Genomic DNA, 23,471 nt, shown 5'->3' with positions numbered 1-23,471 from the left:
GGTGTCAGCGTCCCTGCGTCACAGGGCGTCCACGCCGCGCTCGCCGGTGCGGACCCGGACCACGTCCTCGACCGGGGAGACCCACACCTTGCCGTCACCGATCCGGCCGGTGCGGCTGGTGGTGGTGATGACGTCGACGGCCGAGGCGGCGTCGGTGTCCTCGACGAGGACCTCGAGGCGGATCTTCGGGACGAAGTCCACGGTGTACTCGGCGCCGCGGTAGACCTCGCTGTGCCCTCGCTGGCGTCCGTACCCGCTGGCCTCGCTGACGGTCATGCCGGTGATCCCGTAGGTCTCCAGGGCCTCCTTGACCTCGTCCAGCTGGTGCGGCTTGATGATCGCGGTGACGAGCTTCATGCCTTGGCTCCTTCGGTGATCTCGTCGGCGTGGCGGGCGTCGTGCTGGCTCCCCTGGCTGGAGACCCCGAGGCGGCCGCCGCGGGAGACCAGGTCGTAGCCGGACTCGGCGTGCTCGGCACCGTCGATGCCGGACACCTCGTCGTCGTCGGCGATCCGCCAGCCCATGGTGGCCTTGAGGGCGATCGCGATGACGAAGGTGAGCACGCCGGAGATGAGCAGGCTGACCAGCGCGACGACGATCTGCACGACCGTCTGCTGGACGCCGTCACCGTAGAAGAGGCCGCCCTCGGTGGCCAGCAGGCCGGCACCGACGGTGCCCCAGAGGCCGGCGACCAGGTGGACCCCGACGACGTCGAGGCTGTCGTCGAAGCCGAAGCGGAACTTCAGGCCGACGGCCAGCGCGGCGAGCGCTCCGGCGACGACACCGAGGATCAGCGAGCCGACCGGGGAGAGGCTGCCGCAGGCCGGGGTGATGGCCACCAGGCCGGCGACGACGCCGGAGGCGGCACCGATCGAGGTGGCGTGCCCGTCGCGGACCTTCTCCACGACCAGCCAGCCGAGGATGGCGGCGGCGGTGGCCGCGGTGGTGTTGACCCAGACGAGGCTGGCCAGGCCGTCGGCGGCCAGCTCGGAGCCGGCGTTGAAGCCGAACCAGCCGAACCACAGCAGGCCGGCGCCGATCATCACCAGCGGCACGTTGTGCGGCCGCATGGCGACCTTGCCGAAGCCGATCCGGGTGCCGACGACCAGCGCCAGGACCAGACCGGCGATACCGGCGTTGATGTGCACCACGGTGCCGCCGGCGAAGTCGATCGGGGCGACCGAGGCCGCACCGTCCTCGGTGCCGAACATCCATGCGGCGAAGCCGTTCTCGGCGCCGGAGAGGATGCCGCCGCCCCAGACCATGTGCGAGATCGGGAAGTAGACGAGGGTCAGCCAGATCGCGACGAAGACCATCCAGGTGGAGAACTTCACCCGGTCGGCCACGGCACCGCTGATCAGGGCGACGGTGATGATGGCGAAGGTGAGCTGGAAGCCGGCGAAGAGGACCTCGGGGATCCACACGTCGGCGCCGAAGACGTCGATGACGGGCATGCCGTCGGCGCCGACGGTGGCGGTGACGCCCTCGACGGCGCTGGCGACGCCGCGCAGCCCGAACTTCTCGAAGGGGTTGGCGAAGAGGCCGCCGATGTCCGACCCGCCGAAGGCCATGGAGTAGCCCCACAGCACGTAGATGACGCCGGCGACGCCCATGGCGCCGAAGGACATCATCATCATGTTGAGGACCGACTTGGCCCGGGTCATGCCGCCGTAGAAGAGGGCCAGGCCCGGGGTCATCAGCAGCACCAGCGAGGCGCAGATGATCATGAAGGCCGTGGCCGCGGTGTCGATGGCGGGTGGGTCCGCCGCCAGGGGTGCGAGTGTGCTCATGGCCGGACACTGTTCTCCGCCGGTGTTTCGCCTCGGGGCCACGACGTGTTTCGCCGGTGTTACGGCCAGGGGTCGCAGGTAAGGGTCGTGTTACGGCGAGCGCACCGTCCCACGGCGTGAGACCCGGGGTGCGACCTGGATCACCGCGGCCAGCCCCAGCGGCAGCAGCGCCCACGCCCACCACGACGGCGCCGGGGCGCCGCTGTCGACCTCCGGCTCGGCGGCCGGCACGGTCCGCGCCCAGGCGAGGAAGGCGTCGCCCACCGGCAGCACCCCGCCGGCGTAGCGGCGCTGCCCGGCCAGCTGGAGGGGCAGCCCGAGCAGCTCGCCCTCCCGGGAGAGGTCCTCGGCCAGGTCCAGGTCACCGTGCGCCCGGGCGGCGCCGAGGGTGACCACGGTGGCGCTGAGCGAGACGCCGAGGACCAGCGGCCCGGAGTCGACGTCGCCGCCGCGGTCCACCCCCTTCGGGTGCTCCCGGACGCCCACCAGTCCGGCGCGACGGTCGACGAAGGTGTCCACGAACCGCTGCCACTGCTCCGGCGCGGTGTCCGGGTCGATCTCGGGCCAGAAGAGCTGGATCAGCGACTGCGAGGTGGCGCGTGGCCCGTCGAGGGTCTGTCCCTGGCCGTCCACCTGGTGCGGCAGCAGCCCGGTCCCGGGGTCGCGGGTGGCGGCGACTCGCTCCGGCCAGGCGGCCACGGTGCGCCCGACCTCCGGCAGCCCGAGGAGCTCGTCGGCGCGGGCGAGGGCGGCCGCGGCGACGACGTTGTCGACCGGCCAGGTCTGCCCGGCGTAGGACTCCAGGTAGCCGCTGGGGGCTTCCGCGAGCGCGTCGGCCAGGCGCTCGGCCTGCTCGCGCACCCGCTGACGGTGCGGCTGCTCGCCGCTGAGCCGGGCCCGCTCGACCTCCAGCAGCAGCGTCCACCCGTGGTAGAAGGCGCCGTGCTCGGTCCCGGCGGAGCCGGCGAAGGGAGCGCTGACCTCGCTCTGCCCGATGCGCTCCAGCCGTTCGGTCATGACCGTCACCTGCTGCGGCTCGGTGAGCTCGTCGTCGGCCGGGGCGGCCAGCCCGCTGAGGACGAGCAGGAAGTACTCGCCCTCGGGGAAGAGCTGCTGCATCGACTCCCCGGCGCCGTCGTCGACGGCGGCGTCGAGGAAGCGGACCTGGGCACCGACGTCCGGGTCGTGCGGGCCGTAGCCGCACCAGAGGATCCGCGCGGCGACCGCGACGAGGATCAGCACGACGACCAGCCGCAGCCCACGGCCGACGCGACGCAGCCGGGAGGCGGCCACGTCAGTCCGGGGCGCCGAGGACCGGGCCGTCGTGGTCGACCGTCTCGGCGTGCCGCTCGTGCAGCCGCCGACGGACCTGCTCAGGGGTGTAGCTGCGCCGCTGCCGCTCGCCGCGGGCGACCACCGCGCCGGTGGCCGCGACCCCGACGAGCGAGGCGACCCCGAGCGCCTTGACCAGCCGGGCAGGGGGGCGTCGGGCAGCGGGGCGTCGCAGAGCCATGCGCCCATCCTGCCCTGGCCGCCGACGGGCTGTGCCGTGACCGGGCAGGATGGGCCGCATGGCGAGCAGCAGCGACGGGCTGACCCTGGACGAGGCGGTGGCCGCGGCGCGCACCGGGGACGTGTGGATCTTCCGCGGCCGCAGCGTGGCGGACCGGGCGATCCAGGCGGCGACGAACAGCCCGGTGAACCATGTCGGGATGGCGCTGGTGCTCGAGGACCTGCCGCCGCTGATGTGGCACGCCGAGCTGGGGCGGTCGCTGCCGGACGTGTGGACCGGCGAGCGCCACCGCGGGGTGCAGCTGCACGACCTGCGCGAGGCGGTGCTGCGCTGGCAGACGACCTATCGGCAGCGCGCCTGGGTGCGTCAGCTGCTGCCCGAGGCCGGCCGGGCCCAGGAGGACGGGGCGCTGCGGGCGGTGGCCCGCCTGGACGGGGTCTCCTTCCCCTTCACCGGGCGGCTGGCCTGGCGGTGGCTGCGCGGGCGGGACGCGCACCTCTCCCGCCGCCAGGACCGCGCGAAGGGGATGCGCCCGGAGGTGGCCTACTGCGCCGAGGTGGTCGGGGCCACCTTCGAGGAGATGGGTCTGCTGGACGGCGACGTGCCGACCGGCTGGTACGACCCGGGGGTCTTCTGGAGCGGGGACCGGCTGCCGCTGCGGGAGGGCTGGACGCTCGGCGGCGAGGTCCCGGTGCGCGGGTAGGCTCGGGTGATGCGACGACCTGTCCTCGTCTTCGACGGCGACTGCGGCATGTGCACCCGCGCGGCGAGCCTCGTGGAGCGGCGCTTCCGCCCCGAGCCGGAGCGTTTCGACGTGGCCCCCAGCCAGGCCCTCGACCTCGATGCCCTGGGCCTGACCCAGGCGGAGTGCGACGAGGCCCTGCAGTGGGTGGCGACGGACGGCAGCATCGCCTCCGGTCACGCCGCGGTGGCCCGGATGCTGCGCGCCTCCTACCCCTGGGCACGGCCGCTCGGCGCGCTGCTGACCGCGCCGGTCCTCGACCGGGTGGCCGCTCTGGCTTACCGTTGGGTCGCCCGCAACCGGCACATCTTCCCCGGGGGGACCCCCGCGTGCGCCGTCCCGGGCTCGACCACGGACCCGGCCGGACCCACGGCCACCGACGCGCAGGGAGAGAGACCATGACGCAGCCCCCACCTCCGCCGCCCGGCCCCGGGCAGGGCGGCTCCAGCCCCTACGGCTCGCCGCAGGACCCGCAGCAGCCGGGCTACGGCCAGCAGCCGGGTCAGGGCGGCTACGGCCAGCAGCCGGGCGGGCAGGGTGGCTCCAGCCCCTACGGCTCGCCGCAGAGCCCGCAGCCCGGCGGCGGTCAGGGCGGCTACGGCCAGCCCGGCGGCTACGGTCCCGGCGGTGGCCAGGGTGGCTACGGGCAGGGCGGTGAGCCGCCGAAGAAGGGCGTCCCGGTCTGGGCCTGGATCGTCGGCGGCATCCTCGCCCTGATCCTCCTCGTCTGCTGCGCCGGCGGCGTCATCTGGGCGGTCAACGACGGCGACTCGGACGACCCGGACACCACGACGACCTCGTCGAGCAGCACCGACTCGTCCACCTCGGACTCCTCCACCACGGACTCCTCGACCACCCCGCCGACGTCGACGACCACCCCGCCGACGAGCTCGAGCACCACGACGACGCCGACGCCGACCACCCCGAGCGTCCCGGACCCGCCGTCGGGCACCGACAACACCGACAGCTCGCAGCGGCTGGAGAGCGCCGAGCTGGAGAGCAAGGCCTACGACGCGATGAAGGGCTACGGGCACAGCCCGAGCGACATCACCTGCGGCACCGGGCTCACCCTCATCGAGGGCCGGTCCACCATCTGCTCCGCGCCCGCGCTCAGCGGGGGCGGCACGGCGACGATCGACGTCGAGGTGGCCTGGGCCGTGGTGAGCGGCGACAACCTGCAGTACTACCTCACCTTCGAGCAGAGCCGCTGAGCCGCAGCGCCTCCGCACGACGAAGGGGGCCCGCCACCGTCTGACGGTGGCGGGCCCCCTTCGTCGTCCGTGTCGTGGTCCAGGGCGGTCCGGCTCAGCCGACGATGGCGTCCACGAAGGCCTCGGGGACGAAGGGCGCCAGGTCGTCCGGGCCCTCGCCCAGCCCGACGAGCTTGACCGGCACCCCGAGCTGACGCTGCACGGCCACGACGATGCCGCCCTTGGCGGTGCCGTCGAGCTTGGTGAGCACGACCCCGGTGATGTTCGCGACCTCGGCGAAGACCTTCGCCTGGGCCAGGCCGTTCTGCCCGGTGGTGGCGTCCAGGACGAGCAGCACCTCGTCGATCGGGCTCTGCTTCTCGATGACCCGCTTGACCTTGGCCAGCTCGTCCATGAGGCCGACCTTGTTGTGCAGCCGGCCGGCGGTGTCGATGATCACCGCGTCGGTCTCCATCTCGGCGGCCGCGTGCACCGCGTCGAAGGCGACCGCGGCCGGGTCGGCGCCCTCCCGGTCGGAGCGGATCGTCGGCACCCCGACCCGGGCGCCCCAGGTCTCGAGCTGGTCGGCGGCGGCGGCGCGGAAGGTGTCCGCGGCACCGAGCACGACGTCGCGGTCGTTGGCGACGAGCACCCGGGCGAGCTTGCCGACGGTGGTGGTCTTGCCGGTGCCGTTGACCCCGACGACGAGCAGGCAGGCCGGGCGCCCGTCCACCCGGCTGGCGGCCAGGCCACGGTCCATGCTCGGGTCGACGAGCGCGAGCAGGTCGGCGTAGAGCCAGTTCTTGGCGACGTCCGGGTCGGTGGTGCCGTCGACGGCGACGTGCTCGCGGAGGGAGTCGACGAGCTCGGTGGTCGGCTCGATGCCGAGGTCGGCGGCCAGCAGCAGGTCCTCGACCTCCTCCCAGTCCTCCTCGCTGAGCGATCCGGAGGACAGCAGCGCGAGCAGCGCCTTGCCCAGGCCGCCCTGGGAGCGGGCCAGCCGGGTGCGCAGGGTGCGCATCCGGTCCTGGGTGGCCGCCGGCCGCTCGGTGGGCTGCTCCGGCACCTCGGGCGAGGTGACCGGCGGCGCCTCCTCGACCGGGGCCTCGGCGGCGGTGTCCTCGGCCGGCGCGCCGGGGGTCTGGTCGCTCTCAGCGGTGCCCGGCGCGGGCGTCTCCGGGACCGCGGTACCCGGGGCGTCGGTGATCGGCGCCTCAGTGTCGTGTGCCGGCTCGGGGGCGGGGGCGGCGGTGCGGGCCCGCTCGTCGGCGTCGGCCGGAGCGGGCTCGATCGGCCCGGCCGGCTCGGCGGGCGCCTCGGGCGCCTCCGGCGGGGCGTCCTGCCGGGCGTCGGGGGTCGCGGTGCCGCTGCCGGGTGCCGTGTCAGCGGCCGGCTCCTCCGGGGCGGTCGGCGGCGCCTCGGGCGCAGCGGTCGACCCTGCGGCGCCGGGTGCCTCGTCCGCAGCGGGCGCCTCGTCCGCGGCGGGAGGCTCGGTGGTGCTCGGACCGCCCCGGTCGCCGGTGGCGTGATCGCTCTGCCGGTCCAGGACGATGGTGCCGCTGCGGTGGTCGGTGGTGCCGCGGGGCCGCTCCGGCGGCCGGTGCTCCTCGGGCAGCTCCTTGGTCGTGCCGCCCCTGCCTCCGCGGAGGAGGCCGACGCCGGCTGCCCCGAGCAGGAGCAGCAGACCGACGGCGACGGCGATGTACTCGGCCAGCGTGTCGATTCCCATCACCGGCTCATCATCTCAGCGCGGCCGAGCCCCGACCAATCCAGCGGCCGCGACCGTGGGACCGCGGCTCAGCCGGCGAGGTGCCCGTGGTCGGCCTCGAGGTCGCGCCAGGGTCCGCTCGCGGCCACCCGGCCGCCGTCGAGGACGACCACCCGGTCCGCCTGGGCCAGCGCGGCCCGCTTCGACGTCGCCCCGACAACCGTGGTCGAGCGCGCCCGCAGGCCGGCCCACAGCTCGTTCTCGGTGCTGGCGTCCAGGGCGCTGGAGACGTCGTCGGCGAGGATGAGCTCGGCGTCGGTGGCCAGCGCCCTGGCCAGCGCCAGGCGCTGCACCTGCCCGCCGGACAGGCGCACCCCGCGCTGCCCGACCAGCGCGTGCGGGCCGCCGGCGGTGGTGACGTCCGGGTCCAGGCGGGCGACCTGGACCGGGCTGTCGAAGGGGCGCTGGTGCCCCAGCCTGACGTTGTCGGCGAAGCTGCCGGAGAGCACCCGCGGCACCTGGGCGACGTAGGCGACCTGGCCGGGACGCAGGAAGATCTCGGCGTCCTCGACCTCGCGGCCGTTCCACAGGATCTGACCGCTGTGGTCGGCGAGCCCGGCCAGCGCCCGCAGCAGGCTGGACTTGCCGGAGCCGACCGGCCCGAGCAGCAGCACCAGCTCGCCGCGGGTGAGCGAGAGGTCCACGCCCTCGACACCGACGGTGCCGTCCTCGTGCACCGCGGTGAGGTCGCGGAGCTCGAGCCGCTGCAGCGGCACCCGGGCCACCTCCGGCGGGGCCGGCGCGTCCCCGGTGACCAGGTCCACGCCCTCTGGGAGGTCCATGAGGTCGGCCCCGCCGGCCATCCGGCTGGTGGTCCGCTGCCACGCGCGGGTGCCCGGCGCCTCGGTGATGACCGCCCCGGCCACCCGCCCGAACCAGTCGAAGCCGGTGACCGCACCGGCGACGAGCAGCGCCGTGGCCAGGCCCCACCAGCCGGCCAGCAACGCCGCCCAGGCGGCCACGGCGCCGAGCTGGACGAGGACGACGGGGACCCCTTCGAGCACCGCCTGCACCCGGTGCTCGCGCACCGCCGCGGCGACCCGGCCCGAGTCCACGCCGCGCAGGTGCCGGCGCAGGGCGTCGGTGCGCCCGGCCAGCTTGACCGTGCGGGCGCTCTCGAGGGTGGAGACCAGGGCGCGGCCGAAGTCGGCGCGGCGGGCCGAGGCGGCGGCCGCCGAGCGGCCGGCGACGGGGCGGCCCAGCGCCGAGGCGGCGGCCGAGGCGATGAGCACGAGCAGCAGCACCAGCCCGGCCAGCCAGGACCCGGCGATGACCGTGGTGATGACGACGATGATCAGCCCGTTGACGACGTCGACCCACCGGTCGGCGTAGCGGGCGTAGCGGTCGGCGTCCATCGCCCTGGCGACGACCTCACCGGCCGGCGAGGGGTGCAGCCGACGGGGCGCGGTCTGGCCGACGAGCACCGACATCCGGGTGCGCAGCAGCACCTCGACCCACCACCGCGGGTAGCGCAGGATCGCCGCGGCCAGCAGCACCGGGCCGAGCAGCACGGCGACCACGACGCCGAGCAGCCAGGGCCAGGCGGTGGCGCCGTCGCGGACCGCCTGCACGGCGTGGCCCCAGGCGAAGCCGGTCAGCGCGCCCTGGGCGCCGGTGACGGCGAAGCCGAGGAAGAGGCCGACCGAGAGCACCCCCCAGCGCGGCCGCACCCACAGGGCGTGCCAGATGCCCCGGGCCAGCGACGGCCCGTCACCGGTCTTCGGACGCTGCGGCGGCGCGACCCGGCGCCGGCTGCCGCCGATCGCGGTGCCCGCGGCGGTCGAGGCACCGCTGGTCGCCTGCTTGTCCGGGTCGCCCGAGGCGGCGGCCCGCAGCAGCTCCCGGAAGGGTCCGGGCCGCTCGGCCAGCTCGGTCCGGGGACCGGCCTGGACCAGCCGCCCCTCCTCGAGGACCGCGACGAGGTCGGCCCGGGCGATGGTGGAGAGCCGGTGGGCGACGAGGATGCCGGTGCGCCGGCGCAGCAGCCGCTCGGCGGCCGCCACCACCCGGGCCTCGGTGACCGGGTCCATCCGGGCGGTCGCCTCGTCGAGCACGACCACCTGCACGTCGCGCAGCAGCAGCCGGGCGAAGGCGACGAGCTGCTCCTCGCCGGCCGACAGGGCCGCGCCGCCGGGCCCCAGCGGCGTGTCGAGGCCGTGGTCGAGGCCGGCGACCCAGGCGGTGAGCCCGAGCTGGTCGATGACCGCCTCGATCTCGGCGCGGGGGCGCTCGGCGAAGAGGGTGACGTTCTCGGCGAGGGTGCCGCCGAGGATCTCGGTGCGCTGGGTGACCACGCCGACCGATCGGCGCAGCGCCTGCAGATCGAGGTCGCGGACGTCGACGCCGCCGAGAAGCACGCTGCCCGGCTCCGGCTCGACGGCCCGGGAGACGAGCGAGGCGAGGGTGGACTTGCCCGAGCCGGTCCGGCCGACGAGGGCCAGGGTCTGCCCGGCGGGGACGTGCAGGTCGATCCCGCGCAGGGCGAAGCTCCCTTCGTCGTAGCCGAAGTCGAGCCGGTCGAAGGTGAGGTCCACCGGGCCGGGCGGGACCGGCTGCCCGCCGGTGGGCTCGGGCGCGACGGCCAGCAGCTGGCGGATGCGCACGATCGCGCCGACCCCGGCCTGCAGGTCCGGCAGCTGCTCGGCGACCCGGCCGACGATCCCGACGAAGCTCGTCGTCACGAGGAAGAGGGTGACCAGCGAGGCCACCGACATCCCGCCGCTGGTCGCCACGGCCAGGCCGACGACGGCCACGGCGACGAGCAGGCCGTGCAGCAGCATGGTGGCCCGCAGCAGCATCGAGCGCTCCACCTGCACGACGCCGAGGAAGCGCTCGTGCACCTCCGCGGAGAGGCGGGCGAGGCGGTGCACGGCGAAGGGCTGGCCGAGACTGGTGCGGACGTCGTCGCGGCCGGCGACCCCTTCCTCCAGGGCGGCGGCGTGGTCGGTCCAGGCGACCTCCTCGGCGACCTTGCGGTCGGCGATGGTGTCCATCAGCGGCCGCATGAGCCGCAGGGTGAGGGCGACGACGAGCGGGAAGAGGATCCACGCGGGCCACCAGGTCAGGGAGGCCACGATCCAGGTGGGGATGCCGGTGGCGACCGCGGCCAGGGCCATCCACAGCTGCTGGCGGGCCAGCGCGCCCACGTCGTGGGTGTCGTCGTCGACCCGGTCGAGGATCTCGCCGACGGCGGTCGCCGACAGCGCCGCCAGCGGCTGGTCGAGGGCGGCGTCGAGCAGGTCTTCGCGCAGCCTCCCCTCGGCCCGGTCGACCACCCCGGCCCAGAGCACCCGGCCGAGGGTGTCCAGCAGGGCGCCGCCGACGAGACAGACGCCGAGCAGCAGCACCAGGCGGGCGCTGGGGTCCTCGGCAACCCGTCCGGCGAGCACCGCCCCGATCGCCTGGCCGAGGCCGAAGCCGACGAGGGTGAGCAGCGCCAGCGCGGTGCTGGGGTGGCGCAGCCGCGACCAGCCGACCCGGCGCGCGGCGGGGACGGTGGCCGGCGGGCTCGTCCGGTCGCGGGTCAGGGTGGTCATGGCGTGCGGCAGCCTACGACCGCCCACCGACGAGCGCCTATCGAGTTTCCGCCGGGCACTGCCGCCAGGTCGGAGCTGGTCAGAAGAGGCTGACCCGCTCACCCGGCGGCAGCCACATGCCGTCCCCCTCGGTGACGGCGAAGGCGTCGTGGAAGGCGTCGATGTTGCGGCAGGCGTTGCCGCGCAGGTCCTGCGGGCTGTGCGGGTCGATGGCCAGCAGCCGCACGGCCTCCTCGGTGCGGGCGGTGCCGCACCAGACGGTGGCCCAGCGCACGAAGAAGCGCTGGTCGCCGGTGAGCCCGTCGTCGCCGACGGTGGTGGCGGCGTCGGTGCCGGCGGTGGCCAGCCGGTAGGCGGCGTGCCCGATGGCCAGGCCGCCGATGTCGCCGATGTTCTCCCCGACGGTCAGCGCGCCGTTGACCCCGTGGCCGGGGGCGAAGCGGCTCTCCTGCCCGTCGAACTGGGCGACCAGGGCGTCGGAGCGGGCGTCGAAGGCCTCCCGGTCGGCGGCGGTCCACCAGTCGCGCAGGTTGCCCTGCCCGTCGAAGGTGGAGCCGGCGTCGTCGAAGCCGTGGCCGATCTCGTGGCCGATGACCGCGCCGATGCCGCCGAAGTTGTCGGCGTCGTCGCCGTCGGCGTCGAAGAAGGGCGGCTGCAGGATCGCTGCGGGGAAGACGATCTCGTTCATCCCCGGGTTGTAGTAGGCGTTGACGGTCTGCGGGGTGAGGAACCACTCGTCCCGGTCGACCGGGCCGCCGAGCTTGCCGAGGTTGCGGTCGACCTCGAAGGCGGCGCACGCCCGGACGTTGCCGACGAGGTCGCTCTCGTCCAGGCGCAGCGCGGAGTAGTCCCGCCAGGTCTCGGGGTGGCCCACCTTCGGGGTGAAGGCGGCCAGCTTGGCGGCGGCGGCCTCGCGGGTCTCCTCGCCCATCCATGCGGAGTCGGCGAAGGAGCGGCGGAAGGCCTCGACGAGGTGGCCGACGAGCTCGCTCATCCGCTCCTTCGCCGCCGGCGGGAAGTGCCGCTGGACGTAGAGCTCGCCGACGGCCTCGCCGAGGGCGTCGTCGACGAGGGAGACGCCGCGCTTCCAGCGGGCGCGCTGCTCGGGGATGCCGGAGAGGGTGCGCCCGTGGAAGTCGAAGCGCTCGGCCACCACCGCGTCGTGCAGGTAGCCGGCGAAGGCCTCGGCGACCCGCAGCCGCAGCCAGTCCTGCCAGCTGGCGAGGTCGACCTCCTCCAGCGCGGTGGACAGCGCGGTCAGGTAGTCGGGCTGGCGGACGACGACCTCGGCGAAGGGCTGCGCGGCGCCCATCTGCTGCGCCCAGGCCTGCCAGTCGTAGGCGGGGGCGTGCCGGGCCAGCTCGGCGGCGTCCATCTTCGTGTAGGTGGCCACCGGGTCACGGTTGGCGACGCGGTCCTTGTGCGCGCCGGCCAGCCGGGTCTCCAGGGCGACCGCTCGCTCGGCGGCCGCGCCGGCCTGCTCCTCGGGGACGGCGCCGGTGAGGGCGAGCAGCCGGGCCGCGTGCTCGCGGTAGGCCGCGAGGGTGGCCGCGTGCTGCTCCTCGCGGTAGTAGGACTCGTCGGGCAGCCCGATGCCGGCCTGCTCGAGGTAGACGACGTAGCTGTCGGAGTCGCGGTCGTCGGTGGAGACGAAGGGCATGAGCGCGCCGGTCACGCCGTCGCGGGCGAGCCGCCCGAGCAGCGCGGGCAGCTCGGCGGTGCTGCTCAGGCCGGCGACGGCCTCGAGCAGGTCCTGGATCGGGGCGGCGCCGAGGCTCTCCAGGCGCTCCTCGTCGAGGAAGCTGCGGTAGAGCGCAGCGACGGTGCCCTCGACGGAGTCGGGCGAGGTCTGCCCGGCGGCGGCCTGGGCGGAGACCTCCTCGATGATCTCGCGGACCTGCTCCTCGGAGCGCTCGCGGAGCATGTCGAAGACGCCGTAGCGGCCGCGGTCGGCGGGGATCTCGACGCTCTCGATCCACGGGTTGTTGACGTGGCCGAAGAGGTCGTCCTGCGGGCGGACGTGCGGGTCCCGCGCCAGCGGCTCCGCCGGTGCGCTCATGAGGCGGAGCGGCGACCCTGGGTACGACTGGTCACCGCGCTGCTGGTCCGGCTGGCGGCCGAGTCGGCGCGCTCACGCACCTTGACGACGACCCGCTCGCCGCGCTCGGTGAGCACCCCGCGCCCTTCGCGACGGGCCGGGATCGCGACGATGCCCATGACGATGACGGAGAGCAGGAGGCAGCCGAGCAGCCCCAGGATGACGACGGTCATGGCGCGATTGTCACCCATGTCACGCCCGGCCGCCAACGCGACACGCACCGGGCGTCGCCGGTCTGACGGGTTGTCAGACGGGTTGGGCGCTGGAGCTGTCGTCGGGGGCGCTGGCGATGAACTGGTTGATCCAGCGCGAGCGCGGGTCGCGGTCGATGAGCAGCGACTTCACGAGCAGGGTGAAGGGGATCGCCAGCAGGGCGCCGAGGGCTCCGAAGACGAAGGCCCAGAAGACCAGCGAGAGGAAGGCGGTGGTGGCGTTGATGCCGACCGCGTCGCCGGTGAACTTCGGCTGCAGGATGCTCTGGATGACGAAGTTGGCGACGCAGTAGATGCCGATGACCCACAGCATCGTGCTGAGCCCGCCGTCGAGGAGGGCGATGAAGGCGGGCGGGACGAGCCCGAGGACGAAGCCGACGTTGGGGATGTAGTTGGTGATGAAGGCGAGCAGGCCGAAGGTGGCCGCCAGCGGCACCCCGAGCGCGAGCAGCGCGACGTAGTCGATGACCGCGACGATGATCCCGAAGATCGTCGAGACGATCCAGTACTTGCGCACCCGGGTGCCGAAGTCGACGAGGGCGTCGGCGACGTCCGGTCGGGAGCGGTGGATGGCGTCGATGCGGCGGGGGAAGCCGCCGGCGTCCATCGCCAGGAAGATGATGACGGTCAGCAGGAAGAGCAGCAGCGAGGTGGTGCCGGTGAGGGCGTCGACGGCGCTGGAGGCGACCCCGCTGAGGCTGGTGAGGTCGAAGCTGTTGAGCCCGTCGATGATCTGGTCCTGGGTGACGCCGAAGCCGGCGAGCAGGTCGATGGCGCCGTCGACGAGGTCGCTGTAGGTGTCGGAGTAGGTCGGCTTGGCCAGCTCGGTGGCGAACTGCGCGGCGGCCAGCGCGATCCCGGCGACCAGCGAGGCGAGGATGCCGTAGAGCAGGATCACCAGGACCAGCGCGGACAGGGCGCTGGGGACGACCCGGCGCAGCGCCTTGTGCAGCGGGTAGACGGCGATGAGCAGGGTGACCGCGAGGAAGGTCGGGGCGACGATCGAGCTGACCTGGCGCATCCCGGCGATGGCGACGACACCGCCGGCGATGCCCAGCAGCAGGGTGATCACCGGGGGCAGCGCGATCCGCTGCGGGGGCTCGAGGTCACCGGGGTGCTCGTGGTGGCGGCTGGCGTGCATCGTCTCGGCGAGGGTCATCGTGGGCTCGCCGTCGCCGTTCGGCTCGTGGATGCTGCCGTCGGCGCGCTGCACGACGAGGGTGTCGCCGGCCCGCGCGGTGAGCGCGGCCTCGTCGGCGCGGCCCTCAGGGGCGGCGCTGGAGCCGGGTCGGCCGTCGTCGGCCGCCGGGGCCGGCGCGTCCGGGGTCGGCTCGTCGGGGTGCTGCTCGCCAGTCGCCACGGTGGTCCTCTCCTGCCTTCGAGACCGCACCGCGAAGGTGGTCCGGTCGGGTCGATGGTGGCACGTCCCGGTCCGCGGCGCCCTCCCCCACGCCCGGTGGCACCGGTGATCGGCCGGGCTCAGCCGGTGGTGCCTGCCCTCGCGCGAGACTCGACGGTGACGGTGACCGAGCCGCCGAGCTCGCGGATCAGCCCCCCGATCAGCGGCAGGTCAGCCTCGCCGCGCATCCGCACCACTGCGGTCTGCCCGTCGGGCGAGCCGGTGCCGGGGGCGACCTGCCAGCTGGTCACCCCCGGCGGCAGCTCCCGACCGGCCAGGGTGTCGGCGGCTGCGGCCTGCACCGTGGCGTCGTCGACCGGCAGGCTCGCACCGACCCCGTCGGTATGGATCCGGCCGGTGCTGTCGTCGACCGCGTCCAGCGCTGCCGCGTCGGCGGCGTCCAGCAGCCGCATCCGGGAGATCTGCACCGAGGTCACCGACAGCCCGCCGAGCACGAGGGTCAGCGCCACGACGAGCAGTCCGACGACGAGCACCGTCAACCGGCCCTCGTCGTCGTGCAGGCCCACCGGCACCCGTGGCCTCACCGGCACCCGCGGCCGGGCGGTCATCGCGGCGCCTCGTAGCGCGGCACGGTCGAGACCTGGGTGGCGCTCACCGGCACCTCCAGGGGCACGACGTCCCGGGCCACCTCCGGCACGAGCGGCAGCGGCACGTCGACCTCGGCGGTCGTGGTCACCTCGCCCTCGGGGGTGAAGCAGGGCGCGGCCGAGCAGGAGACCTCCAGACGCCCCTCGTCGGCGAACCCCTGGTCGGCGAAGGCGATCGCGGCCGCGGCCTGCGCCCGGGGTTCGGCGCTGCCTGCCTCCGGCGCCGTGATGTAGGCGCGGCCGGCCTCCCGGGACGCCTGAGCCACCGCGTAGGAGCCGGCCTGCAGCCGAGCGATCATGAGCACGAGGTAGATCAGCGGCACCAGCAGCAGGATGCCCAGCCAGGTGAGCTCGATGACCGCGGATCCGTCCTCTGCCGCCAGCCGACGTCCCAGGGACCGTGCCATGTCACTGCACCGCGTCATCTCACTGCACCTCCGAGAAGGCGCGCCCGCGCACGTCCAGCCCGTCACTGGGACCGATGGGTCCGACGACCGGCAACGGCGCCTCGACGGAGACGACGACCACGTCGACCCCGTCCTCGGTGGTCTGCACCTCGGCGCGCACGTCCTGGGCGTAGGACTCCGACAGCGAGCGCCCGATGAGGTCACGGGTGCGCTGCGCGCCCTCCTCCGGCGAGGACCCCTGGCGGGCGCCGTAGCGGGCGCCCTCGGAGGCGCACGAGATGAGCGTGTTGCGCACGTGCAGCGCGAGGCCCAGCTGGACGACGGCCATGAAGACCAGCACCACGAGGGTGGAGGTCATGACGAACTCGGCGACCGCGGCGCCGGAGTCGTCAGCCAGGCGGCGCCGGGTCACCGGACGTCGTCAGGCCCGGTGACGCCGTTGATGGCCTCTTCGAACATGCCCTTGAGCTGCTCGCCGGCGATCGCCCAGATCCCGGTGACCAGGGCGGCGGTCATCAGCGTGATGAGGACCCATCCGGGCACGTCACCGCGTTCGTCCCGGCTGCGCTCGGCGGCGCGGTGCAGGGCCGCGGTGGCGCGGGTGTGGGCGACGAGGAGTCGGTCGGTCATGGTCTCTCCTGGTGTGCTCTTCTCGTGGACTCGGTCGGTGGTTGGTCGGTGGTGGGCGGGGTCGGGGGCCAGGGGCGCGCAGGGGTCACGTCGTCAGCTCACATCTGCAGCTGGAAGAAGCCCAGGCCCGGGTAGAGGGCGAAGAGGATGGTCACCGGGAGCACGAGGAAGACGACCGGGACCATCATCGCGATCTCCTTCTTGCCGCCGGCCTCCATGAGCTGGCGCCGCCCCTCTTCGCGCACGTCCTGCGCCTGGGCGCGCAGCACCTCGGCCAGCGGGGTCCCGCGCTCGACGGCGATGATGATCCCGTCGACGAACCGGGCCAGGCTGACCAGCCCGGTGCGCTCGGCCAGACCGGCCAGAGCGGTGGGCAGGTTGGCGCCGGCGCGGGCGTCGGCCAGGCACCGGCCGAGCTCCTCGGACAGCTCGCCGTGGGAGAGGCGCACGACTCTCTCCAGGGCGCCGACCGCACCTTCGCCGGCACCGACGGCCAGCGCCAGCAGCTCGGCGACGGTGGGGAACTCGGTGAGCATCCGGGCCTCGCGGCGCTCGGCCTGACGGGTGAGCAGCGTGTCGCGCAGCACCACGCCGACGGCGAAGCCGATGAGCACGAGGACGAGCACGAAGACCGGGCTGCGGCCACGGCCGGTGACCATCACCGCGCCCAGCAGGCCGCCGAGCAGCGCCCCGGCGAAGCCGTAGACGACCTGCTCGGCCCGCAGCTGCTCCACCTGCGGCTCCCGGCCGGCGCGCAGCAGCCGTCGGCGCACCGAGCTGCTGCCGCCGAGGAGCCGCTCGATCCAGCCGGCGAGGTCGCTGACCACCGGACGCAGCACGGTCGGGATGACCGCGGCGAGCGAGACCTGCGGCTCGGTGAGCAGCCGCGAGGGGCGCGGGGTGTCGCGCAGGTACGGCTCGAGCCGGTCGTCGAGGGTGGCTCGACGACGGTGCGGCAGCCGGCGCAGCACAAGAGCCACGCCCAGGGCGAGCGCGAGCCCCACCAGGGCCCCGCTGCGCCACGGCCCCAGCCCGTGCACCAGCTCGGTCATCGCAGCACCCTGTCCTCGTCCGGCAGGCGCCCGATGCGCACCATCAGCCGGTAGGCGAGCACGGTGACCCCGGCACCGACGAGCAGCACCACCGCGCCCTGAGCGGTGTCGTAGGCGCGCACCGACTCCGGGCGGGTGCACAGCAGCGCGAGGACGATCCACGGCGCGGCCACGGCCAGACGGGCGGCGTTGACCGTCCAGGACTGGCGGGTCTCCAGCTCGCTGCGGGTGCGCGCGTCCTCGCGCAGGAAGGTGCTCAGGGTGCGCAGCAGCGAACCCAGGTCGCTGCCGCCGACCTCGCGGGCGATCCGCAGCGACTCGACCAGCCGGTCACCGACCGGGTCGGCCAGCCGGGCCTTGAGCCGGTCGAGGCAGTCGTTGAAGCGTCCGGTGGTGCGGTAGTCCTCGGCGAAGGAGGCGAAGGCCGGCCGCAGCTCGACCGGGCCACGCACCGACAGCTGGGCCAGCGCCTCGGGCAGGGCCATCCCGGCTCGGACGGCGGAGGTGACGTTGTCCACCGCGTCCGGCCACAGCTCGCGCAGCTGGGCGCGGCGGGAGCGGGCCCGCACCCGCACGACGAGCACCGGCAGCCAGCCGGCCATCGCGGCGAAGCACAGCGCGATCGCCGGCACCCGGGTCATCGCGGTGACGAAGAGCAGGACGAGCGCGAAGGTGAGCACGCACGTACCCAGCAGGGTCACCGGTCCGATCCCCCGGTACCCGGCCTGCGCCAGGTCGTCGGCGAGGCGCTCGATGATCCGGTGCTCGCGTGGCGCACGGGCGGGCTGCGCCTCCCGCGGCCACGTGGACCACCAGATGCAGAAGAGCCCGAGACCCAGCAGCAGGCCGGCCAGCACCCCGCTCATCGTGGCTCCGGGGCGAGCAGCGTGGCCAGGTCGTAGCCGTGCCGGACGAACCGGTCGTCGTGCGGCGGGAAGCCGTCGCCACGCGCCAGCTGCCCGTCGCGCTGGCTGAAGAGATCGGCGATCTCGACGATCTCGTTCTCCACCCGGCCGGGCAGGGCGGCGATCTCCCGCACCCGGCGGGTGCCGTCGGCCTCGAGCGCGACGTGCACGACGAGGTCGATCGAGCTGGCCACCGTGGGCACGACGAAGCGAGAGCCGACGTTCTCGCCGGCGAGAAGCGGCAGGGTGCACATCTTCGTCACCGCCTCCCGGGCGGAGTTGGCGTGCAGCGTGGCCATCCCGGGCAGGCCGGAGTTCAGGGCGATGAGCAGGTCGAGGCTCTCCGCCTGCCGCACCTCGCCGACGATGATCCGCGAGGGCCGCATCCGCAGCGCCTCCTTCACCAGGCGTCTCAGCGGTACCTCGCCGGTGCCCTCGAGGCTGGGCTGGCGGCACTGCATCGCCGCGACGTCGCGCAGCGGCAGCTTGAGCTCGAAGACCTCCTCGCAGGTCACCACCCGCTCGCGACCCGGGATGGCCGAGGCGAGGCAGTTGAGGAAGGTCGTCTTGCCCGCCTGGGTGCCGCCGGCGACGAGGACGTTGAGCCCGGAGGCCACCGCGGCCTGCAGGAAGGTCGACGCCTGCTGGGTCAGGGTGCCCATCCGCACGAGGTCGTCGAGGTGGTTCGCCCGCACGACGAACTTGCGGATGTTGACCACCCAGTGCTCCCGGGTGATGTCCGGGATGACCACGTGCAGCCGGCTGCCGTCGGGCAGCACCGCGTCGACGAAGGGCGAGGACAGGTCCACCCGGCGGCCGGAGGTCTTGAGCATCCGCTCGACGAGGTCACGCACCCCGTCGGCGGTGAGCACCGTGCTGGTCAGCTCGGCCACCCCGTGCCGGGCGACGAAGACCTGGCTGGGTGCGTTGATCCAGATCTCCTCGACGCTCGGGTCGTCGAAGTAGGGCTGCAGCGGGCCGAAGCCGGCGACGACGTCGAGCACCGACTTCACCGCGGCGTCGACGTCGCCGAGCAGCGGCATGCTGCCGTGCAGGCTGCGCTCGTCGTAGTCGGAGACGGCCGCGCGCACCAGCTCGGCCACCTCGTGGGTGTCCCGGGCAGGGTCCAGCCCCGAGCGGCGGATGAGCTCGCGAACCTCGACCTCGACCGTCTCCACGGCAGTCGTCATGGCGGTGCCCCCTTCGGCGGAGCGACGACGCCTCCTGCTCCCCTGTCGGCGTCCTCGTGGCCACGACGCTAGCGATTTCTGCCGACCTCGCATCTCGAGAATCCACAGGCCTACCCCCCGGCGTACCAGGCCCAGAGCGGGGCGGGGTATCCCTCCGGCCGGGTCCTGCCCGATCCAGAAGGGGGCCTGTGGACAACCGACGACGCCGCGACCCCGACCCGACCTACGGTCGCCCGCATGATCCTTCGACTCACCGTGCTGGCGCGCCCGGACGCGCCCGCCCGCACCGTCGAGGCCCGGGCCTCCCCCGGTCACACGGTCGCCGACCTCGCCGACGCGCTCGGCGCGGGCACGGCCCGGCTCCGGGTCGGCGGAGAGCGGCTGGACCCGTCGAACCCGGTCGGCGACCCACCGCTGCTGGACGGCGCCGTGCTGGTGCTCGACGGCGGACCACCCCGGGCGTCCCTGCCGACGGCGCCGCTGGCGCTGGCCGTCGTCGCCGGTCCGGGCAGCGGCCGCTGCCTGCCGCTCACGCCCGGCCAGCACCGGGTCGGACGCTCGCCCGTCTGCGACCTCGCCCTCGGCGACGACGGGGTCTCGCGAACCCACGCCGAGGTGCTCGTCGACCGCGACGGGGTCCGGGTGCACGAGCTCGGGGCCACCAACAGCTCGCGGATCGCCGGGGCGCGGCTCACCGGCAGCACCACGCTGAAGGTGGGCCAGGAGTGGCGGCTAGGGAGCAGCACCCTGGTGCTCCTGCCGACCCCACGACGCCTCGTCCGTCGTCGGCCGACCGGCGAGGGCACGCTCCTGGTCAGCCCGCGCCCGGTCGTGCTGGACGACGACGAGGAGGTGCACGTCGAGTACCCCGCCCGACCGTCGCCACCGCGGCGGCGACGTCTGCCGTGGGTGATGCTCGCGGCGCCGTTGCCCTTCGCGCTGCTGCTGGCCGCCTTCTTCGGTCCGCGGATGCTGCTCTTCGGGCTGCTCTCGCCGGTCATGCTGCTCGGCTCGGTCGTCGGGGACCGCTCCACCTCACGGCGCGAGCACCACGACGACCTGGCCACCTGGTCGGCGGAGACAGAGCGGGCCACCTCCCGGCTGCGCTCGGCGCTCGCCCTGGAGCGCAGCGCCCGGCTCGTCCGGCACCCCGACCCGGTGACCGTGCTCGCCGCGGCGGCCGGGGAGAACGATCGGCTGTGGGAGCGTCGCCTGGCCAGCACCGCGGAGCTGCCGGTGCGGCTGGGTCTCGGGGAGGTCGCCTCGACGGTCGTCGTGCAGGACGGCAGCGCCGGGAGGCGGCTGCGGCCGCCGCTGGTCCACGCCCCGGTCACCCTCGATCTGGCGGCGGCACGGGTGACCGGGGTGACCGGACCGGACAGGGCCGGTCTGGCCCGTGCGGCGCTCGGGCAGCTCCTCACCCTGCACTCCCCGCACGAGCTGCAGGTCACGCTCGTCGGTGCACCGGGGTGCTGGTGGACCCCCTTCGCGCAGGTGCCGCACGTCCGCTCCCGGGTGGACGTGCCCGCCTCGGCCCGCAGCGCCAGGCACGCTGAGGCCGAGCCGGTCCTGGCCGCGCTGGCTCGCCTGGTCAGCGAGGCCGCCGAGCGTCGCGACGACGCGGCGAACCTCCCGATCCACCTGCTCGTCGTCGACGAGCCGGCGCGGCTGAGGTCAAGCGCGGCGCTGCAGCACGTCCTCGCCGACGGCGGGTCGCACGGTGTGCTCGTGCTGCTCACGGCCGACGCTCCCTCAGACCTGCCGCACGAGACCCGCGCCCTGGTGCGCACCGACGACGGGAGCGGCCGGCTGACCGGCAGCGAGGTCGCCACGACCCGGACCTGGCCGCCGGACACCGTCACGCACGGGTGGGCGGAGCGGGTCGGCGCCGCGCTGGTGCCGCTTCGCGACGCCACCCCGGCACCCGGGCGCGCGGACCTGCCGGCCAGCGCGCGGCTGCTCGACCTCCTCGACCTCGACCCGCTCGACCCGGCGCAGGTGCGCCGGAGGTGGGCCGCGTCGCGACCTGGCTCGCTCGCGGTGCCGATCGGGATCGGGCACGACGGCCCCGCGGTCCTCGACCTCGTCACCGACGGACCGCACGCCCTGCTCGCCGGGACCACCGGCTCCGGCAAGTCCGAGCTGCTGCAGAGCTGGGTGGCCAGCCTGGCGGTGCACCGCTCCCCCGAGCAGGTCAGCCTCGTGCTCGTGGACTACAAGGGTGGGGCCGCCTTCGCCGCGTGCGCCGACCTGCCGCACACCGTCGGGGTGCTCACCGACCTCGAGCCGCACCAGGCGCAGCGTGCCCTCACCAGCCTGGACGCGGAGCTGCTGCGTCGTGAGCGGCTGCTCGCCGCCGCCGGCGCGCCCGACCTCGAGCGGTACACCGGGGCCACCGCGCTGCCCCGGCTGCTCATCGTCATCGACGAGTTCCGGATGCTGGCCGAGCATCAGCCGGACGTGCTGGCGCGGCTCATCCGGATCGCCGCGGTGGGCCGCTCCCTCGGGGTGCATCTCGTGCTGGCCACCCAGCGGCCCGGCGGCATCGTCGGCCCGGACATCAGGGCTAATGTCAACCTCCGGCTGAGCCTGAGGGTGCGGGACAAGGTCGACAGCGACGACGTGCTCGGCAGCGGGGAGGCTGCGGCGATCCCGGACGACCTGCCCGGACGGCTGCTCGTCGGTCAGGGCAGCGGCCCCCCGGTCGCGGTGCAGACGGCGCGGATCGGCGGGCGGGCCGAGACCGGCGACCGGCCTCCGCTCGTGGTGCGCGACGTGGGGCGGCCGTGGCCGGAGCCACCCGCGGCCGCGGTGGTCGGGCCCAGCGACCTCGACCGGCTGGTCCCGACGCTGCGTGCCGCGGCGCGGGAGGCGGGGCTGCCCGAGCCGCACCGTCCCTGGGTACCGCCGTTGCCGGAGCGGCTCGAGGCCGGCGCACTGCCAGAGGACGTTGGGGCGGTCTTCGCGCTGCTGGACGTGCCCGAGGAGCAGACCCGCCGACCGTTGGCATGGACCCCCGGCTCCGGGCACTGGATGGTCGTCGGCGCTCCCGGCAGCGGTCGCACCACCGCGCTGCGGGGCATCGTCGCGGCCACGTCCCGGCTCGGTGATCAGGCACCGCAGGTGCACCTGGTCGGTGACGGGTCGGCCGCGCTGCAGGGTCTGGCTGACCTGCCTCAGGTGGGTTCGGTGATCGACGTGGCCGACCGGCCGACGCTGCGGAGGTTGCTCACCCGGCTGCGCGCCGAGGTGGCCCAGCGCCAGGAGCGGCTACGTGCTGCCGGGCACGCGGACCTCGCCTCGTGGCCGGTGGACGACCCCGCGCGACCGCCGCACCTGCTGCTCGGGATCGACGGGTGGGCGCGGATCGTGGCCCGGGGCGATCCCGGCGACCTCGAAGACCTGGGGCAGGAGATCGAGGCGCTGGTGCGTGACGGTGGCGGCGCGGGACTGCGCCTGGTCGTCACCGGGGGCCGCGAGCTGCTCAGCGGGCGGATCACCTCGCTCATCAGCACCCGGCTGGCGCTGCACCTGCCGGATCGCGGGGATGCGGCCCTGGCCGGGATCCCGGCCGGGGTGCTGCCCGAGCGGCCGGTCCCCGGCCGCGGTGTGGCGCTGCCCGGTGGCCACGCCGCGCAGGTGGGGATCGTCGACGATCTATCGGCCGCCGAAGGGGTGGCCGAGGCGCCGTGGGTGGTCGCACCGCTGCCGACCCTGGTCCGTCCTGCCGACGTCGGACGTGCCGGTGAGCCCGGGCGCCACGAAGGCCTCAAGCGTCCTGATGATGACGGGTGTCCCGAGGACGGCGCAGGGTTGGTCCTGGGTGTCGGCGGACCCCTGGCCGAGCCGCTGGCCTGGTCGCCCGCCGACGACTCCCGACGCTTCCTCGTCGCGGGCCCGAGCCGGTCGGGGCGCAGCACGGCGGCATGCCGGCTCGCGTCGGCGCTGGCCGGGCTGGGCCACCCGACGGTGCTCGTCGCCGCCGGCGCCGTCCCCGACGGGCCGTACCGGCACCTGACGGCCGAGGATCACGAGACGCTGCTCTCCCTTCGTCAGGCGCATCCTGATCTCGCCGTGGTGGTCGACGACGCCGACCGGCTCGAGGGCATCGACATCGAGGGTGTGCTGCGCGAGATCACCCGTCGGGTCGACCGGGACCATGGCGTCGTCGTCGCGACGAGCTCGACCATGTCGGCGAGCAGCCAGCTGCGCGGGCTCGTCGCCGACGTCGGCCGCGGTCGGTGCGGGGTGCTGCTGCAGCCGGCGGAGCGCCGCGACGGCGACGCGCTCGGGGTGCGGGTCCCGCCGCTGGACCGCGTCCCGGGCCGGGGCTACCTCGTACGGGGTGGGCGGGCGGAGGAGATCCAGCTGGTGCAGGCCGACGCCTGAGCCGCAGGCCCCCACGTCGCCAAGCATCTATCCGTCAGCGCG

The 23,471-nt window shown here is 74.7% G+C and carries 20 protein-coding genes; 4 read left to right on the top strand and 16 right to left on the bottom strand.

The genetic code is table 11. From position 1 onward, the window contains the following. Positions 1–18: 18 nt before the first annotated feature. The 4 genes from BJY28_RS09945 to BJY28_RS09930 form a co-directional block, all read right to left on the bottom strand. The gene (locus BJY28_RS09945) at positions 19–357 is read right to left on the bottom strand and encodes a P-II family nitrogen regulator (protein WP_179462872.1); all 339 of its coding nucleotides are present in this window, start codon (positions 355–357) and stop codon (positions 19–21) included. Then, entirely contained in the window at positions 354–1,790 is a 1,437-nt protein-coding gene (locus BJY28_RS09940; protein WP_179462871.1) for an ammonium transporter, read from the bottom strand. Before BJY28_RS09940 ends, BJY28_RS09945 begins: the two co-directional genes overlap by 4 nt. Before the next feature lie 90 nt (positions 1,791–1,880). After that, positions 1,881–3,083, bottom strand: a complete 1,203-nt coding sequence (locus tag BJY28_RS09935) for a hypothetical protein (protein WP_179462870.1) — start codon at positions 3,081–3,083, stop codon at positions 1,881–1,883. A gap of 1 nt (position 3,084) precedes the next feature. Beyond that, positions 3,085–3,303, bottom strand: coding sequence for a hypothetical protein (locus BJY28_RS09930; RefSeq protein WP_179462869.1), 219 nt, complete (start codon positions 3,301–3,303; stop codon positions 3,085–3,087). Between the two features lie 58 nt (positions 3,304–3,361). Here BJY28_RS09930 and BJY28_RS09925 point away from each other — a divergent pair, with 58 nt between their 5' ends. The 3 genes from BJY28_RS09925 to BJY28_RS09915 are packed head-to-tail and all read left to right on the top strand — an operon-like array spanning position 3,362 to position 5,256. Beyond that, positions 3,362–4,006 (top strand): hypothetical protein, encoded by a 645-nt coding sequence (locus tag BJY28_RS09925; protein WP_179462868.1) that lies wholly within the window; start codon positions 3,362–3,364, stop codon positions 4,004–4,006. 9 nt (positions 4,007–4,015) lie between these two features. After that, entirely contained in the window at positions 4,016–4,447 is a 432-nt protein-coding gene (locus BJY28_RS09920; RefSeq protein ID WP_179462867.1) for a thiol-disulfide oxidoreductase DCC family protein, read from the top strand. Beyond that, on the top strand, positions 4,444–5,256 hold the full coding sequence (locus BJY28_RS09915) for a hypothetical protein (protein ID WP_179462866.1): 813 nt from the start codon (positions 4,444–4,446) through the stop codon (positions 5,254–5,256). Before BJY28_RS09920 ends, BJY28_RS09915 begins: the two co-directional genes overlap by 4 nt. Positions 5,257–5,350: 94 nt before the next feature. Here BJY28_RS09915 and ftsY read toward each other — a convergent pair whose 3' ends face one another. From ftsY to BJY28_RS09855, 12 genes are all read right to left on the bottom strand, one after another. Continuing rightward, a complete protein-coding gene (gene ftsY, locus BJY28_RS16280; RefSeq protein WP_343037169.1) occupies positions 5,351–6,526 on the bottom strand; it encodes a signal recognition particle-docking protein FtsY in 1,176 nt (391 codons plus the stop codon). A gap of 506 nt (positions 6,527–7,032) precedes the next feature. Beyond that, a complete protein-coding gene (locus tag BJY28_RS09905; RefSeq protein WP_179462865.1) occupies positions 7,033–10,539 on the bottom strand; it encodes an ABC transporter ATP-binding protein/permease in 3,507 nt (1,168 codons plus the stop codon). Positions 10,540–10,618: 79 nt separating this feature from the next. Next, positions 10,619–12,598, bottom strand: a complete 1,980-nt coding sequence (locus BJY28_RS09900) for a M13 family metallopeptidase (protein WP_179462864.1) — start codon at positions 12,596–12,598, stop codon at positions 10,619–10,621. Then, the gene (locus tag BJY28_RS09895; RefSeq protein WP_179462863.1) at positions 12,595–12,810 is read right to left on the bottom strand and encodes a hypothetical protein; all 216 of its coding nucleotides are present in this window, start codon (positions 12,808–12,810) and stop codon (positions 12,595–12,597) included. Before BJY28_RS09895 ends, BJY28_RS09900 begins: the two co-directional genes overlap by 4 nt. Positions 12,811–12,883: 73 nt before the next feature. After that, positions 12,884–14,209, bottom strand: a complete 1,326-nt coding sequence (locus BJY28_RS09890; protein WP_218875280.1) for an AI-2E family transporter — start codon at positions 14,207–14,209, stop codon at positions 12,884–12,886. Between the two features lie 119 nt (positions 14,210–14,328). Further along, on the bottom strand, positions 14,329–14,817 hold the full coding sequence (locus BJY28_RS09885) for a pilus assembly protein TadG-related protein (RefSeq protein ID WP_179462862.1): 489 nt from the start codon (positions 14,815–14,817) through the stop codon (positions 14,329–14,331). Continuing rightward, the gene (locus tag BJY28_RS09880) at positions 14,814–15,263 is read right to left on the bottom strand and encodes a pilus assembly protein (RefSeq protein WP_179462861.1); all 450 of its coding nucleotides are present in this window, start codon (positions 15,261–15,263) and stop codon (positions 14,814–14,816) included. The genes BJY28_RS09885 and BJY28_RS09880 overlap by 4 nt, the downstream gene beginning before the upstream one ends. A gap of 19 nt (positions 15,264–15,282) precedes the next feature. Further along, entirely contained in the window at positions 15,283–15,675 is a 393-nt protein-coding gene (locus BJY28_RS09875) for a TadE family protein (protein ID WP_343037046.1), read from the bottom strand. Continuing rightward, positions 15,672–15,893, bottom strand: coding sequence for a hypothetical protein (locus BJY28_RS09870; protein WP_179462860.1), 222 nt, complete (start codon positions 15,891–15,893; stop codon positions 15,672–15,674). The genes BJY28_RS09875 and BJY28_RS09870 overlap by 4 nt, the downstream gene beginning before the upstream one ends. Positions 15,894–15,991: 98 nt before the next feature. Continuing rightward, entirely contained in the window at positions 15,992–16,945 is a 954-nt protein-coding gene (locus tag BJY28_RS09865) for a type II secretion system F family protein (RefSeq protein ID WP_179462859.1), read from the bottom strand. After that, positions 16,942–17,811: a type II secretion system F family protein gene (locus BJY28_RS09860; RefSeq protein ID WP_179462858.1), complete on the bottom strand. Its 870-nt coding sequence runs from the start codon at positions 17,809–17,811 to the stop codon at positions 16,942–16,944. The genes BJY28_RS09865 and BJY28_RS09860 overlap by 4 nt, the downstream gene beginning before the upstream one ends. After that, a complete protein-coding gene (locus BJY28_RS09855) occupies positions 17,808–19,040 on the bottom strand; it encodes a TadA family conjugal transfer-associated ATPase (RefSeq protein ID WP_179462857.1) in 1,233 nt (410 codons plus the stop codon). The genes BJY28_RS09860 and BJY28_RS09855 overlap by 4 nt, the downstream gene beginning before the upstream one ends. Before the next feature lie 237 nt (positions 19,041–19,277). On the opposite strand from BJY28_RS09855, the gene BJY28_RS09850 reads away from it, so the two are divergent. Then, complete coding sequence (locus BJY28_RS09850; RefSeq protein WP_179462856.1) at positions 19,278–23,429, top strand: type VII secretion EssC family protein; 4,152 nt, start codon at positions 19,278–19,280, stop codon at positions 23,427–23,429. Positions 23,430–23,471: the final 42 nt, after the last annotated feature.

The sequence above is a fragment of the Janibacter alkaliphilus genome (genome assembly GCF_013408565.1).
In the GTDB taxonomy this organism is placed as follows: Bacteria; Actinomycetota; Actinomycetes; order Actinomycetales; family Dermatophilaceae; genus Janibacter; species Janibacter alkaliphilus.
Note: the sequence above shows the minus strand (reverse complement) of the source record. Positions and strands in the feature narration are given on the sequence as shown.

Coding starts and splice junctions, on each gene's coding strand:
- BJY28_RS09900 (WP_179462864.1), bottom strand. CDS start 12,598: ATGAGCGCACCGGCGGAGCCGCTGGCGCGGGACCCGCACGTCCGCCCG.
- BJY28_RS09930 (WP_179462869.1), bottom strand. CDS start 3,303: ATGGCTCTGCGACGCCCCGCTGCCCGACGCCCCCCTGCCCGGCTGGTC.
- BJY28_RS09865 (WP_179462859.1), bottom strand. CDS start 16,945: ATGACCGAGCTGGTGCACGGGCTGGGGCCGTGGCGCAGCGGGGCCCTG.
- BJY28_RS09905 (WP_179462865.1), bottom strand. CDS start 10,539: ATGACCACCCTGACCCGCGACCGGACGAGCCCGCCGGCCACCGTCCCC.
- BJY28_RS09895 (WP_179462863.1), bottom strand. CDS start 12,810: ATGACCGTCGTCATCCTGGGGCTGCTCGGCTGCCTCCTGCTCTCCGTC.
- BJY28_RS09940 (WP_179462871.1), bottom strand. CDS start 1,790: ATGAGCACACTCGCACCCCTGGCGGCGGACCCACCCGCCATCGACACC.
- BJY28_RS09915 (WP_179462866.1), top strand. CDS start 4,444: ATGACGCAGCCCCCACCTCCGCCGCCCGGCCCCGGGCAGGGCGGCTCC.
- BJY28_RS09925 (WP_179462868.1), top strand. CDS start 3,362: ATGGCGAGCAGCAGCGACGGGCTGACCCTGGACGAGGCGGTGGCCGCG.
- BJY28_RS09885 (WP_179462862.1), bottom strand. CDS start 14,817: ATGACCGCCCGGCCGCGGGTGCCGGTGAGGCCACGGGTGCCGGTGGGC.
- BJY28_RS09880 (WP_179462861.1), bottom strand. CDS start 15,263: ATGGCACGGTCCCTGGGACGTCGGCTGGCGGCAGAGGACGGATCCGCG.
- BJY28_RS09945 (WP_179462872.1), bottom strand. CDS start 357: ATGAAGCTCGTCACCGCGATCATCAAGCCGCACCAGCTGGACGAGGTC.
- BJY28_RS09850 (WP_179462856.1), top strand. CDS start 19,278: ATGATCCTTCGACTCACCGTGCTGGCGCGCCCGGACGCGCCCGCCCGC.
- BJY28_RS09870 (WP_179462860.1), bottom strand. CDS start 15,893: ATGACCGACCGACTCCTCGTCGCCCACACCCGCGCCACCGCGGCCCTG.
- BJY28_RS09860 (WP_179462858.1), bottom strand. CDS start 17,811: ATGAGCGGGGTGCTGGCCGGCCTGCTGCTGGGTCTCGGGCTCTTCTGC.
- BJY28_RS09920 (WP_179462867.1), top strand. CDS start 4,016: ATGCGACGACCTGTCCTCGTCTTCGACGGCGACTGCGGCATGTGCACC.
- BJY28_RS09855 (WP_179462857.1), bottom strand. CDS start 19,040: ATGACGACTGCCGTGGAGACGGTCGAGGTCGAGGTTCGCGAGCTCATC.